Annotated in this window: 12 protein-coding genes; all 12 read right to left on the bottom strand. The window is 40.4% G+C overall.

Features of this window, described 5'->3' with window-relative positions; genetic code table 11:
• Window positions 1-7: 7 nt before the first annotated feature.
• On the bottom strand, window positions 8-256 hold the full coding sequence (mtrB, locus tag ACIQYG_RS16760; protein ID WP_076365643.1) for a trp RNA-binding attenuation protein MtrB: 249 nt from the start codon (window positions 254-256) through the stop codon (window positions 8-10).
• A 20-nt stretch (window positions 257-276) separates the two neighbouring features.
• Entirely contained in the window at window positions 277-843 is a 567-nt protein-coding gene (gene folE / locus ACIQYG_RS16755; protein ID WP_034308020.1) for a GTP cyclohydrolase I FolE, read from the bottom strand.
• Between the two features lie 307 nt (window positions 844-1,150).
• Window positions 1,151-1,423, bottom strand: coding sequence for an HU family DNA-binding protein (locus tag ACIQYG_RS16750; RefSeq protein ID WP_034308023.1), 273 nt, complete (start codon window positions 1,421-1,423; stop codon window positions 1,151-1,153).
• A gap of 503 nt (window positions 1,424-1,926) precedes the next feature.
• A complete protein-coding gene (gene spoIVA / locus ACIQYG_RS16745) occupies window positions 1,927-3,405 on the bottom strand; it encodes a stage IV sporulation protein A (RefSeq protein ID WP_034308024.1) in 1,479 nt (492 codons plus the stop codon).
• Between the two features lie 233 nt (window positions 3,406-3,638).
• Window positions 3,639-4,361: a hypothetical protein gene (locus ACIQYG_RS16740; protein ID WP_402840261.1), complete on the bottom strand. Its 723-nt coding sequence runs from the start codon at window positions 4,359-4,361 to the stop codon at window positions 3,639-3,641.
• A gap of 16 nt (window positions 4,362-4,377) precedes the next feature.
• Window positions 4,378-4,575 carry a DUF2768 domain-containing protein gene (locus tag ACIQYG_RS16735; protein WP_048681698.1) on the bottom strand — a complete coding sequence of 66 codons (198 nt, stop codon included), beginning with the start codon at window positions 4,573-4,575 and terminating at the stop codon, window positions 4,378-4,380.
• A 219-nt stretch (window positions 4,576-4,794) separates the two neighbouring features.
• Window positions 4,795-6,168 carry a putrescine aminotransferase gene (locus ACIQYG_RS16730; protein ID WP_402839932.1) on the bottom strand — a complete coding sequence of 458 codons (1,374 nt, stop codon included), beginning with the start codon at window positions 6,166-6,168 and terminating at the stop codon, window positions 4,795-4,797.
• A 302-nt stretch (window positions 6,169-6,470) separates the two neighbouring features.
• Window positions 6,471-8,576, bottom strand: a complete 2,106-nt coding sequence (locus ACIQYG_RS16725) for a sigma 54-interacting transcriptional regulator (protein ID WP_402839929.1) — start codon at window positions 8,574-8,576, stop codon at window positions 6,471-6,473.
• A gap of 707 nt (window positions 8,577-9,283) precedes the next feature.
• Window positions 9,284-10,621 carry an APC family permease gene (locus ACIQYG_RS16720; RefSeq protein ID WP_402839927.1) on the bottom strand — a complete coding sequence of 446 codons (1,338 nt, stop codon included), beginning with the start codon at window positions 10,619-10,621 and terminating at the stop codon, window positions 9,284-9,286.
• Between the two features lie 386 nt (window positions 10,622-11,007).
• Window positions 11,008-12,060 (bottom strand): NAD(P)H-dependent glycerol-3-phosphate dehydrogenase, encoded by a 1,053-nt coding sequence (locus tag ACIQYG_RS16715; RefSeq protein WP_402839924.1) that lies wholly within the window; start codon window positions 12,058-12,060, stop codon window positions 11,008-11,010.
• Between the two features lie 16 nt (window positions 12,061-12,076).
• Window positions 12,077-13,387: a ribosome biogenesis GTPase Der gene (gene der, locus ACIQYG_RS16710; protein WP_034308039.1), complete on the bottom strand. Its 1,311-nt coding sequence runs from the start codon at window positions 13,385-13,387 to the stop codon at window positions 12,077-12,079.
• Window positions 13,388-13,885: 498 nt separating this feature from the next.
• Complete coding sequence (locus tag ACIQYG_RS16705; RefSeq protein ID WP_402839921.1) at window positions 13,886-14,506, bottom strand: YphA family membrane protein; 621 nt, start codon at window positions 14,504-14,506, stop codon at window positions 13,886-13,888.
• Window positions 14,507-14,539 lie beyond the last annotated feature (33 nt).

Raw genomic sequence — 14,539 nt, 5'->3', positions numbered from 1 at the left:
GAAGCTATCATTTGTCAGGTGAATTCTTTTTGGAATCACTTTCTATCTCTCCGAATGGAGTATAGACCTTTGCATGGCCCCTGATTTTAATTGCCGAGGTATGCTCCGTGAATTGTGCGATCATCACCTCTCCTGAGTCCAGTTTTTCGGAGTGATGAAACTTGGTGTCCGTTCCCCTTGTCAACCCGATGACATTCACACTATCCTCAATGGCTTTGATTACGACAAAATCATTCAGAATCTTTTTTTCATTCATTTTTTCCTGCCCCCATGTCCTTAGTCTTTAATGAACGCCAGAACTTCAGCTCTAGTACGATGATCTTTCGCAAACGTTCCCCTTACAGCTGAAGTCACTGTTTTAGATCCGGGTTTTTTTACACCTCGCATGGTCATGCACATATGTTCAGCCTCTACTACAACCATTACACCATGAGGCTCGAGCTTTTCCATTATCGAGTCTGCAACAGTAGAAGTGATACGCTCTTGAAGTTGCGGACGCTTCGATACAGCCTCAACCGCCCGTGCCAATTTACTTAAGCCAGTCACTTTTCCGTTTTTCGGAATATATGCTACATGGGCTTTCCCGTAAAAAGGGACTAAATGATGTTCACATACCGAGTAAAACGGAATATCCTTTACTAGTACGAGTTCTTCATGGTCCTCTCCAAAAACAGTATCGAAATATTCCTTAGGATCTTGATTAAGCCCAGAAAAAATTTCTTCATACATTCTGGCTACACGGGCAGGAGTATCCAGCAGTCCTTCCCTCGTCGGGTCTTCCCCTACAGCCTCGAGAAGCATTTTAACTGCTTCTTCTAATTTGGCATGATCAACATTAGCCATTATTTGTACCTCCTAAAAAATCAATAATATTATGTATTCAGATAAAAAAACCAAAGCGCGTTGCACCCGGAAATCCATAATTGCAATTATCAAAGCGAACCATTACCCCATAGATTGAAGCCCATTAAAAGCAGTTTCGCCGGAAGCGGTTTCGAATGGTTATTTCCTTGTGACAGATTTACCATCTGAAGCGTTTCTAAAATATTCACTGTCTTTTATATTATCACAGATGGAAATTAAGAAGCAAAAAAAGGGCCGCGTTTTCACGCGGCCCTTTTCGGTTAAGCACCCGTATGTAATGGTAGAATTACTTCACTGCATCTTTCAGCGCTTTACCGGGTTTGAAAGCTGGCACTTTGCTAGCTGCAATTTCGATTTCGTCACCAGTTTGTGGGTTACGGCCTTTACGAGCCGCACGTTCACGAACTTCAAAGTTACCAAAACCAATCAATTGGACTTTATCACCGTTTTTTAGAGCTTCTAAGATTGTATCAAAAACAGCATCAACAGCTTTTGTAGCGTCTTTCTTAGAAATTTCAGTTGCTGTAACAACTTCATTAATTAATTCTGTTTTGTTCATGCCATTCACCTCCTCCCAAAAGGAATCTTTATAAAAAATCATTATTACAACACTATAATAGTGATTTGATATTAGTTTCGGTCGAAAAAATTTCATTCCCTGATAATCAGGGATTACCAAGCCGGTTTAATTTCCAAATAATTCATCCGAAAATTTATAAATAGGTTGAAATCGCTGTTATAACGCGTTTTCTGTATGTAGATTATCACAAATCCTATAAGCTTAGCAAGGGAATTCAAAAAATAATGGGAATCTTTTCATTAATAATTGTATATATTATAAATTTTGTCTTTCGCTATTCATCATTTCCCTTTTTTATAGAAATTAAACTTATTATATTGCTGAAAATCGCTTAACCACAGGGTTTTTTCAAGATTATACTAAAAAACAGCAGATGATTTCAAATATTAGCGTCCATAAATGATATTTTTCTTGCGATCCTGCGTTTCTTCCATGTAAAAAGACCAATCCATAAATGGAGTTGGTCCAGCCTTAAACGTTTTCTATAAGATGATGGCAATCAATCCGCCACTGCCCTCATTAATAATCCTCTCCAGTGTTTCTTTCAATTTATAGCGCGCATTGTCTGGCATCATCGCTAATTTCACCTGTATGCCTTCCCTTACGTAAGAACTTAGGCTTCTTCCAAAAATATCGGAGTTCCAAATGGAAAGTGGATTGTCTTCGAAATCCTGCATCAGATACCGGACTAATTCCTCACTTTGCTTTTCCGTACCGATGATTGGCGAGAATTCGGATTCGACATCGACCTTGATCATATGGATGGAAGGAGCCACTGCTTTTAGCCTGACACCGAATCTGGCCCCCTGACGGATGATTTCCGGTTCATCAAGACTCATATCGTTAAGGGATGGGGCTGCGACACCATATCCAGTTTGTTTAACCATCCTCAACGCATCGGCCACCTGATCATATTCTGCTTTCGCATACGCAAAGTCCTGCATCAAAGATAGCAGATGATCCTTGCCCCGAATCTCCACACCTACAATTTCCTTCAGAATATCATCATAAAGTTCATCAGGGGCATATAGGTCTATTTCTGCAACGCCCTGCCCCATCTCAATGCCTGCAAGAGCGGCACGGTCAATGAACTCGAATTCATTGAAATGACCGACTACACGATCAACATCCCTCAATCGTTTAATGTCCTTGACGGTCTCTTTAACCGCTTCCTGGTAACTTTCCCTTAACCAATGATCCTCGCGCAGAACCATTACCCAGCTCGGGAGATTAACATTGACCTCGAGAACAGGAAATTCGTACAGGGCCTCGCGCAGTACGCTATAAACATCCGATTCCCGCATTCCTTCGACACTCATGGCCAATACGGGGATATCATACTTTTCCTGCAAGGATTCCCTCAGTGCTACCGTATTCGGGTGGTGAGGCTGAACGGAATTGACAATCATGATAAACGGCTTGCCAACCTCCTTCAATTCTTCGACGACCCTTTCCTCGGCCTCTAAATAATCACTTCGGGGGATTTCTCCTATCGAACCATCCGTCGTAACGACTACGCCTAATGTGGAATGATCCTGAATTACTTTGCGAGTACCGATCTCTGCAGCTTCATTGAACGGAATCGGCTCTTCATACCAAGGCGTGTGAATCATGCGGGGACCATTTTCATCTTCATACCCTTTTGCCCCGGGTATTGTATAACCGACACAATCGACTAAACGGATGTTCACGTCGAGACCTTCAGCTACTTGAATCGATGCTGCCTGGTTCGGTACGAATTTGGGTTCCGTCGTCATGATCGTCTTTCCGGCAGCACTTTGAGGCAGTTCATCCTGTGCCCTGGCACGGTCCGCCTCTGACGGTATATTCGGAATGACGACCAGTTCCATGAATTTTTTAATAAATGTGGATTTACCAGTCCTGACGGCACCGACCACCCCCAAGTATATATCGCCACCGGTCCGTTCAGCTATATCTTTAAAAATATCTACCTTTTCCAAGGTATCCCCTCCCGAATTAGAGTTTTGGGATTTCGTTTATCCATTTGCATTTATTTAGGACAATATATATCTATGATGTTGTCCTAAAAATTTATTCCATTTATTTCCCTGGTTCAATCCCTTCCTCCACCAGAAATTTTTATATAAGGGTTGTTATTTTAAAAGTAAGATGAAATAAAGATAAAAGAAATAACCCTTCCCCTACAATATATTTTGCAGAAGAAGGGTTATGCCTATTTTGTAAGAAATATTGGTGTTTTTGTTTTTTCATCAATTGTATATGGTAATGAATAGGCAGGGACGAACTCCGAACTCTGCACCAGCAGTTCCCGGATATCTTCACCTTGCTTGATTTCCCCCCCATGCTTCTTCAATGCCTCAAGTAAATCAGGGGTATAATCAACAAAAATGCTGCCTTGACCATCGACTACAAGGTATAAGTCTTTTTGTGAAAATGGACTCGTGACCGTCGGAGCTTCCTTCAGCCCCATTTTTTCATAATCAAGCGTGAAGACATTATCAGATAACCTTTCCTTAAATGGCGGGTATCCATTGCTTTGCTGATAAGCAGTCAATCTCAAGGAAACATCTTGAATCTTCTGGGCCATCCTGACATCCAACAGCTTTACAGTCGGATCCTTTTCAACATTAACGAGGATGTATTGAAAAACGCCCCCTGATTCAAAGGCATTGTCCGGCGGTTCAGCCATATACCTAGGCGAAATCTTAGAAAATTTTATGACATATTTTTGATAAATCGGTGTACCTGCATCTTTTGTAACTATGGGCAGTATGCCGCCTTCATCTTTCTGAAATTGATCCACTGCACTTTGGACGGATTGTATTTGCTCTTTATAAGGCAGTTGGTTTTGCATTTTTTGCTTCTCCGGATATAAGCAGCCAGATAATGATACAGAGATGCACAATAAACATAATATTTTGAAAAAATTCCTCATCATTTCTCCTCACCTATCAAGTGGTTGGCCCGCTAAGAACAACTATAAGGATGATCAAACCGGCCAGAATCATAAGTATGTATGCGATAATTGCTGTCAAGACTCTCCAAAAACCTTTTAATTTATAGCGGCTTAAGTAGATTAAAAATATTGAGATAACCATAAAGCCCATAGCTATAAAGGATATCCACATTTTTTGCAGAGCAGGTGTCATATCTTCATCACTCCTTTTTCCAGAAATTATTATAACATACCAAATTACGTTAAAGGAATTAAATCCTTGTCCAATCTGTGTAATTCCCGTTTTCATTACTCATTTTCGCTAAAAAAATTTCGGAGTTGCATCAATATAACGAGGAATATATAAGTAATTCCCACACTACCTCCAGACAACAAAAAAACAGCCCAAAGGCTGTTTTTCTGCTCACTTAAATTAAGATTGAAGCGTCGGCAAGACTTCTTTAAACGCTTTAATGACTGTATCGACTTCATCCAGCTGAATGGTCAAAGACGGCTCGATCCTGATTGTTTTGGAATTAATAAGCGTACCTGCCACTAAGATGCCTTTATCAAAAAGGGCTTTTGAGAATTCATACCCCACTTCATCTTTATGGAACTCAATACCAATCATTAATCCTTGGCCGCGGATTTCCAAGACCTTATCTTTGTGATCAGCAGCCACTTCCCTTAACCCATTTAAGAAGTATTCACCAACTTCTGCAGCACGCTGCGGTAAGTTTTCTTCCAAAAGTACGTCAATCGTAGCAATGGCCGCAGCACAAGCTAGTGGATTTCCTCCAAATGTCGTAGTGTGCATGAATGGATTGTCGAACCAGCTTTTAAATACTTTCTCATTGGCTACCACAGCCCCTGCAGGCATTACTCCGCCGCCGAATGCTTTCGCTAAACAAATAATGTCCGGAACAACATCATATAGCTCAGAAGCGAACATTTTACCTGTCCGTCCCATTCCTGTTTGCACCTCATCCAAGATCAATAACGCATCATATTCGTCACATAATGCCCGAACCTGCTTTAAATAATCTTGCGGAGGAAGGATGACCCCTCCTTCACCTTGAATAGGCTCCAACAGTACAGCAGCAACATCTTCACCGACCAATGCACAACTTTCAAACGTTTTTCTCATCATATCCACATCACCGAATGGTACATGGCGCACACCTGGTACCAACGGGATGAACGGTTTTCTGAACATGCCCTTTGCCGTTGCCGATAGGGAACCAAGGCTTTTCCCATGAAATGATTTTGTCGTGGAAATGATCGTGTATCGGTCACTGTACATTTTAGCCAGCTTAAGTGCAGCTTCCACGCTCTCGGTACCGCTGTTCGTAAAGAATGAGTATTTTAGATCTCCCGGTGTGATTTCGGCAAGGATCTTGGCAAGCATTGCACGTAATGGATCAAGTAAGTCCTGGCTATGAAGGGCTTGCCTTTGTAACTGATCGGTTACTGCCTTTACTACTTTAGGGTTACGATGGCCAACATTATAAATACCAAACCCACCTAAACAATCAATATATTTTTTTCCATTTACATCCGTAAAACAGGAATCTTGATCAGACCACTCCACCGAAGCGAATTGTGTGTCTTTAGTGACCGTCTTCCGATATTCCAAAAACCCAGGGTTTACATGGTTACGGAAATTCTCGACAGTTTCTTTTGTCACCCACTGCGCATCTTCTTTTGAAATTTCTTTTTGCTCGATTAATTGAAGCACTTTTTTAATATAATCTTGGGTTGCTGATTGGTTAGCTTGAGTGTTTTTACTTTCTACATTAATTGACATTTTATAATCTCCTTTTTTTATAGCTTTAGTTAATTGGTTAATTTAGATTGCTTGTTTTATGAAACTTTGATGCTTACCTCCCTTTTTTCTTATACTTACTAATCAAGCAAGAACCATGCCAAGTTAATTAACCAATAAAATCGCCTTTTCTTTGATAAATCTCTTAAAAGCTATGCAATTATGCATATCGTTATTTCACTTTGCATAAACAACCTTGGAAATCATTAAAAAGCTTCCCAAATGCTCTCATAAAAATAAAAGCCGTTGACAAGTGATTTTTATCACTCGGCAACGGCTTTTATTCAAAATGCATTTTTTTCAATTTTCTTACTCTGTTCAGCTAACACTTTTTGATACTTCCTGCTCACTGACGATTGACTTATCCCAAGCGCTTTAGCCGCTTTGGTCGTTGTTTTATACTGTTTCATGGCAAGCATGATCAATTGCTCTTCAACATGATCCTGTGCTTCCTGCAGCGGGAGAATTCTCGTAATGATGGGTTTCGTTTGTTTAAAGTCACTGCCCACAGGTATGAACCTTTGAATGAAGTCAGCATCGATCATTTCTTCATCTGCAGAAACGACCAATCTTTCAATCATGTTCTGCAACTCACGAATGTTCCCTGGCCAGGTATAGACTTCCAGTATATTTAATGCATCGGGGGAAAAGTGGTAATTCCGCTGATACCTTTCATTCAATTTTTGGAGGAAATGAAAGGCTAGCGGCGGTATATCCTCCGGCCTTTCCCTTAATGGGGGCACATGAATGGGTATGACGTTCAATCGATAGAATAAATCTTCTCTGAACGTGCCCATCTCGACCATTTTTTCCAGACTCTTATTCGTGGCCGCAACAATTTGAACATCAATGGAAATGGGTGTAGTGCTGCCAATCGGAATCACTTCCTGTTCCTGGAGCACCCTCAGCAGCTTCACTTGCAGATGTATGGGCATGTCACCCACTTCATCAAGGAATAAAACACCTTTATTGGCCTGCTGAAAGTATCCTACCTTCCCATTTTTATCAGCTCCTGTAAAGGAACCCTTCGTATAACCAAACAATTCACTTTCAAGGAGGTTTTCCGGAATCGCCCCGCAATTTATCTTCAGGAAAGGTTGTTTAGATCGCCTGCCCATTTTATGAATGGCTTCAGCTATCACTTCTTTACCTACTCCCGACTCCCCATTGATTAATACAGTTGATGAAAAATGTGCGATTTTCTTGACTTGGCTGATTATCTGCTCCATTTTAGGACTTGCAAAAACCAACTCTTTATAAAATTGATCCTGTTTTTTGAAAGAGTCCAGTTCTTTCCTCATTTCATTTAATTCCGATTTCAATTGTGTCGTTTCCGTTATATCCCTAGATGCAATGACTATTCGATCTATATCCCCTTTTTCATTGAACACAGGGGTGCCTACGGAAAGGACTTTCTTATTCATTTTAGTATCTTGGACAATCGATACTTTCTTTTTTTGTTCAAGGACTAACCGGGTGACCGAAGGATTAAAAATCCCTTCATCTTCTAATTGCAAGAGATTCTTCCCGATATAATCTTTTAAATCCTTCCCCCAGAAACCTGAGATGATGCTGTCACTATAGCGCAGCAGCTCTCCTTTTTGATTGACTACAAGTATTTCATCATAGATATTCGCTAAAATGGCATTCAAGTCTTTATTCGAGCTTTTTATCAATTCTATTTCCATGGCCATTTCCTCAACCATCGGTAAATCCTGAACGATGATGATCAGGCCTTCGACTTCTTTTTCATGATTCAGAATCGGGCTATAGTCGACAAGCACACTCATGACATCAGTAATCTCCAGCTGATTCAGAATACTGCTCCCGCAGGCAAACACGCTATGTATATGCTGCTTATTGAAGATGTTCGCAGCAGGTTCATTAAGGACTTGTTCAGAAGGCTTTTTTATCATCTTCAAGCCTGATTCATTGAAGTTCACGATATTTCTTTCTTTATCAGCAACAAATATCCCCATGGGAATGGAGGTTAATATAACATTTAGCAGGTCTAAATTTTGTTTGCTGTCCTGCTTGAATAATTCAGCTAATACATCTTCCCTTTTTACATAACCGGTTAGGAGGCCATCATCCGTTTTTATCAGTACGATAGGTTCACCGATAATTTGAAACAGATGCGGCAAGGAAATGTTAGGGTGCAATTTACAGACATTATCAATCGAAAAAGCATACTGTAAAAGCTGATCGACTGTCGTGATTTTTTCATTTAACGGGAGGTCATCCATGCGGATATACGCAAACACTTGATTTTCCTTCATAAGAAAGAAGAAAGGTTCCTGTATCTCATGAATTTTTTGGTCTGAAAATGTAGGCTGATCAATTGTTATAGTTATGAATGGTCTAATTTTATCATCCGGAATAGATAACACAGTTTCACTCTCCTTTTGTAACCTAACCTATATTTTATCACAATTCCGAATTGCAAGATAAAAAATAAGAGGCACCTTTACTCATATCCAGCATTTACCTTTATTCGCACCACAACAAAAGGGTCCTTTAACGGACCCTTTTGATCTAAAAACCTGGTATGCAGCTAAGACTTATTTTATAAAGGACCGTTCACCTTATCTTATAAATTCTAATCAGGTTTGCTATACAGATGGGACAGCTCCCGCCATGCCGTCATTATGGCCTCATGCCTGTTTGCAAAGTTTTAGGAGCCAAGGGTATATATATGCTTCCAATGCTTCTGCCCCGTCACTTTTCATTATTCATTCCCCGTATGTAATTTCACAGTTAGATAAAAACGATGAATATGACCATCAAAAACTAGGCGACGACGTTAGCATTTGCTTTCGGAGCCATTTTCCTAACCATGACATCGAGAACCGTCACAATAGTCAGTAAATTAAGAGAAGGAATGCCTTTCCATAAAGTACGCTGTGAAAAGCATCACCATATAAGCGAGCCAGAAAGCTCCCGGGAACCATACTAAGCGACATATGTGCTGAATACACATTGCTGACGCCATGAACGGAAAATTGAACAACAGGCATGAGCATGAATGACCTCTTCATTTTCTCATCGGCCGTTTAACACTCTTCCTCATTTAATGAATGAATACAGTAGATTAGATTCACTGTGCTTTTTCAAAATGGAATAGCGGAGGGGATTCCGTAAACCATTTTGTCCGATACAGAAGATAACCAATCCCAATTAGCGCCCAGACTATTCCTAAAATCAAGGAACTCATCTCGAGATTAAGCCAAAGGATGAAGACCGAAGCCGCGCCTAAAACCGGGGACAGAATAGTTGAAAGAAAACCTTTAATCGTTCTGAAGCTTTTGTTTCTTATTGAATGGACGATTACGCAAATATTAACGAAGGTAAATGCAATTAAAGCCCCAAAGTTTATGAGAGAAGTGGCCGTAACCAAATCAAGGAATAAGGCAACCAGTGATATCGAACCGACAAAAATGACATTAAAAAATGGCGTATTGTATTTGGGGTGGACAAACCCAAATAGTTTTTTCGGGATCATTTGGTCACGTCCCATTACATATAGCAATCTAGAAACACTAGCGTGAGATGCAAGTCCGGAGGCAAGGGTACCGCATAATGTTCCTGCAAGAAAGAAAGCCTGAAATAACTTCCCGCCCACGAAAAGGGCAATTTCCGGAGAAGCTGCTTCAGGATCGCTAAAACGGGAAACATCCGGGAAAAATAACTGTGTAAAGAATGATGCCGTCACAAATAAGGCCCCTCCGATAAGGGCAGTCAAAAAGATGGCCCGGGGGACCGTTTTGGATGGATTCGGTGTTTCTTCCGATAAAGTAGTGACTGCGTCAAACCCCAAAAAAGAAAAACAAAGGATTGTAGCACCAGTTATGAGGGTCGAAATTTCCATATCGGGCCCGATGAATGGCTGAACCGACAAGACTTCTCCAGTCCCCTCTCCCCCCATGACTCCTTTAACGACAAGTGCCCCAAAAATGACGATGACCAACATTTGAAAAAAAACAAGGAAGCTATTAAAGTTGGCTGCAAGATTAACATTGAATAAGTTAATGACTGTCATTAAAAGGACAAATGCCACCACCCATATCCAGGGATAAACTTCCGGAAAAAGAGCAGTTAAGTATATTTTTGTTAAAATGCCGTTCACCATCGGTAAAAATAAATAATCAAGTAACGACGACCACCCGACAAGGAAGCCTAAATGTGGACTGATCGTTTTTTGTGTGTAAGTATAGGATGAACCTGCCTGCGGATATATCTTCACCATTTTTCCATAGCTGGCTGCTGTAAACAACATTGCTAAAAGAGCAATGACATAAGCGGTTGGCACATGCCCCCCCGTTTTTTCGGAAACTATCCCGAATGTATCAAAAACAACCATCGGCGTCATATATCCAACACCGAGCAATACGATATGCCATAAGTTTAAAGACCTTTTTAGATTACCTGTTTGCATGTATCATTCCCCTTCCTCTTTAAGCGAGAAAAGTTAACAAACTTTTCTCGCCTCCCATAGAATTTTTTGGTCATATTATACTTCGCAATTTTCATACCAAAAAAAATAGTCGATTTTCAACAAAAAACAAGGAAATATGTAGAATGATTTATGCAAAATTGAATAACCTATTCAATTATTCATAAATAAAAAAGAGAACAGATGATTTTTTGCCCATAAAAAAAGCAGAAGATATTTAGATATCTTCTGCTCATTTGACTAAATCCCCCGTGCCGAGGTCAAATTACTAGTTTACTTTCGTTGCATTGTATGCTGATAAACGGCAAGGCGCATCATCAAATGCCTAATTTAATGAAATTCTTTTATGAAAATCAACAGAATGGAGGTTAATCCTGCTGCCTGCTATCCAATATGTTAAAAAGTTCTTCCATCTCATTCGTTTTTGAACGATTCATCAAAAGGTCAACTGCCTTTTTCACTTCTTCCCCATTGAATAAAACATCGTACAGGGCTTCGGTGATTGGCATATTCACTTCGTACTTTTGGGCTAGTTGATAGGCGGCTTTAGTGGTTCTGACACCTTCAACGACCATACCCATGTTTTCCAAAACTTCTTCAAGCTTTTGCCCTTTACCAAGCATATTCCCAGCTCTCCAATTACGGGAATGGACGCTTGTACAAGTGACGATCAAGTCGCCAATCCCAGCTAAACCTGAAAACGTTAGCGGGTTAGCCCCCATGGCCACCCCTAGACGGGATATTTCAGCCAATCCTCGAGTCATTAATGCAGCCTTGGCATTATCCCCATAGCCTAAACCATCCGTAATGCCGGCAGCCAAAGCAATGATGTTCTTCAAAGCCCCTCCGATTTCAACACCAATCAAGTCAGGATTTGTATATACACGGAAATTATTATTGATAAAGATGTCCTGAACCCTTTCGGCAGCTTTCATATTCTTTGAAGAAACGGCAACTGTTGTCGGGTGACGCAGACTGACTTCTTCTGCATGGCTCGGTCCTGAAAGAACCACTATATCCTTAAGCCATTCAGACGAAGAGACTTCTTCAATCATTTCCGATATACGAAGCAGGGAATCAGGTTCAATTCCCTTACTCACATGAACGATCGTCAATGGTTTATCATGAGCCTCTTTAATCTGACCAAGCACTTCCCTGTAGGCTTTGGTCGGCACCGCCAAAATAATTATTTCAATCCCGGCCAATGCTTCCTTAAGGGAAGAATAACCTTTAATCCCCGAAGGCAATTCAATCCCAGGCAAGTATTTTTCATTCGTATGATTTTGATTGATTTCATTGATTTGATTCTGATTATGTCCCCATAATCTCACTTCATGCTGGTTATCAGCGATTACAAGCGCTAAAGCAGTCCCCCAGCTCCCAGCTCCAATCACAGCGATACTTTCTTTTTCTTTTACCACGGTATAACCACCTTTACTATTTTCTCTGGCGTCCAAAAATTCGTATTGGTGTTCCTTCAAAACCAAAGGCATCCCTAATTCGATTTTCTAAAAATCTCTCATATGAAAAATGCAATAACTCCGGATCGTTAACGAATACGACGAAAGTTGGCGGCTTGATCGCTACCTGAGTCGTATAATAAATTTTCAAACGGTTGCCATTATGAGTCGGTGTCGGATTCATCGCAACGGCATCCATGACCACTTCATTCAAGACATTTGTCTGAACCCGGATAGCATGATTCTCACTAGCCTGATCAATGACAGGTATTAAGGTATGTGTCCGTTTTTTCGTTAAGGCAGACAGATAAATGATTGGCGCATAATCCAAGAACAGGAAATGGGCACGGATCTTTTCTTCAAAATCCTTCATCGTTTTTTCATCTTTCTCGATGGCATCCCACTTATTGACGACGATGATGACCGCCCTACCCGCTTCATGGGCATATCCTGCAATTTTCTTATCCTGCTCACGAATTCCTTCTTCAGCGTTCAGGACTACAAGAACAACGTCTGAACGTTCAATTGCCCTTAATGCACGAAGTACGCTATATTTTTCCGTGCTTTCATACACTTTGCCTTTTTTCCGCATCCCTGCTGTATCAATAATGACATACTCTTTGCCATTGTACTTATACGGAGAGTCAATCGCGTCACGAGTCGTACCTTCAATATCACTGACAATGACACGCTCTTCACCTAACAATGCATTGACAAGAGAAGATTTACCTACGTTCGGTCTTCCAATCAAACTGAATTTAATGACATCATCAGCATAATCCGGGCCGTCAAATTTAGGGAAATGTTTGGCCGCTTCATCCAGAAGGTCACCAAGACCAAGTCCATGAGACCCGGAGATCGGGAATGGATCGCCAAAACCTAACGCATAGAAATCATAAATTTGATCTTTCATTTCTGGGTTATCGACTTTATTTACTGCAAGGACAACCGGCTTTCTGGATTTATAGAGTATCTTTGCGACCTCTTCATCAGCAGCCGTTACACCTTCACGACCATTCGTCATAAAAATTATCACATCAGCTTCGTCAATGGCAATTTCAGCCTGCTGGCGAATTTGTTCTAGGAACGGCTCGTCACCGATATCAATTCCACCTGTATCAATAATGTTGAAATCATGTGTCAACCATTCACCCGAACTATAAATCCTGTCCCGAGTCACTCCTGGAACGTCTTCAACAATCGAAACCCGTTCTCCAACTATTCTATTAAAGATTGTCGATTTTCCCACGTTCGGACGACCGACTATCGCAATTACCGGTTTTGGCATTGCTATTCACCCTTTCTGCTACTATATCTCTGTCAAAGTCACGAAATTCATGAATGCATTTATTACGGTTGCTTTGCATTATTGATTTTCATAATTTCCTTTTAAAGGAAAAGGCTGTATCCATCATCATTTAAAGGAATCTTTCATCAGTAAGAAAAATCCCGACTGATTTTCAGTTAGACTCATCAGGTATTCACGGGCAGTTTGTCCACTTGACGCCCCGGTTCCTAAGGTGACATGAAGCTGAACACCCCTGCATGCTAAAACTTGATTATAAACAGCCCAAAAAAATGAAGAAAGCTTCGGCTTACGGCTTCCTTTTTAATTGTTTAGAGCATTTTACGATTTATCTACAGACCTCTAACTATCCTATAGTAACAAATTTCTCGCCAATCAACAATGATTGTATGAATAAAAGCCTTCCAATTCCAATTGGTTCGATTAATACTTCTGCCTTTTGATAAATCAGCTAATACTCCATACTAATTTTCTCCATACTCATTGATTAAAATTCTCTTTTCCTTGTTTTGATAAAAATCTCGATTGGGATATTGAATAAATGTATTGGCCAACCAGTTCCAACATTCTCCACAGTATGTTTGCACCCAAAACCAACACGGCATTATCATGCCATGCGTAAGCAAGCGCCACATAAGGTAAAGAGTGGTAAGCAAGTAATCCGGAATATATGATATCTCCCATCAGCATCCCAATTAAAAGGACGAACAATCGATGTTTCCAATTTTTAAAAAGTAATAATATAAGATAATTCAGGAAAATACACAACAGATAAGACGGTTTCATTATGAGCCATATCGGATCAAGTAAAGAAAAAAGTTGAAAACTGGCATAAGCGAGAGTGATAATAAGACTTCCGCTGATCAGTTCCATCATCTTGATGATTGATTTCTTCCTAATATATACACACAATATAAGGAAGAGATACGGGCCGCTCAAATGTACGGAAACCAATGGAACCTCCAGTTTATAGCCCGCCAATACCATAACGGCTAATAGATGAAAAAGAAAATCAAAACGAAAGGGAACCGTTTTCGGAATAAAATACATGACAATGACCCAAACTATCCATGAAATCCAATAAAATATAATTCCATCCATGCAGCGTCCCCCCTTTTAGGAACATTATGGCTT

It is taken from the genome of Peribacillus sp. NPDC096622 (genome assembly GCF_044762665.1).
In the GTDB taxonomy this organism is placed as follows: domain Bacteria; phylum Bacillota; class Bacilli; order Bacillales; family DSM-1321; genus Peribacillus; species Peribacillus frigoritolerans_B.
The sequence above is the reverse complement of the archived record's forward strand: the minus strand, read 5'-3'. Positions and strand labels throughout refer to the sequence as shown.

Coding starts and splice junctions, on each gene's coding strand:
- ACIQYG_RS16730 (WP_402839932.1), bottom strand. CDS start 6,168: ATGTCAATTAATGTAGAAAGTAAAAACACTCAAGCTAACCAATCAGCA.
- folE (WP_034308020.1), bottom strand. CDS start 843: ATGGCTAATGTTGATCATGCCAAATTAGAAGAAGCAGTTAAAATGCTT.
- mtrB (WP_076365643.1), bottom strand. CDS start 256: ATGAATGAAAAAAAGATTCTGAATGATTTTGTCGTAATCAAAGCCATT.
- ACIQYG_RS16705 (WP_402839921.1), bottom strand. CDS start 14,506: ATGGATGGAATTATATTTTATTGGATTTCATGGATAGTTTGGGTCATT.
- der (WP_034308039.1), bottom strand. CDS start 13,387: ATGCCAAAACCGGTAATTGCGATAGTCGGTCGTCCGAACGTGGGAAAA.
- ACIQYG_RS16720 (WP_402839927.1), bottom strand. CDS start 10,621: ATGCAAACAGGTAATCTAAAAAGGTCTTTAAACTTATGGCATATCGTA.
- ACIQYG_RS16735 (WP_048681698.1), bottom strand. CDS start 4,575: ATGACACCTGCTCTGCAAAAAATGTGGATATCCTTTATAGCTATGGGC.
- ACIQYG_RS16740 (WP_402840261.1), bottom strand. CDS start 4,361: ATGAGGAATTTTTTCAAAATATTATGTTTATTGTGCATCTCTGTATCA.
- ACIQYG_RS16750 (WP_034308023.1), bottom strand. CDS start 1,423: ATGAACAAAACAGAATTAATTAATGAAGTTGTTACAGCAACTGAAATT.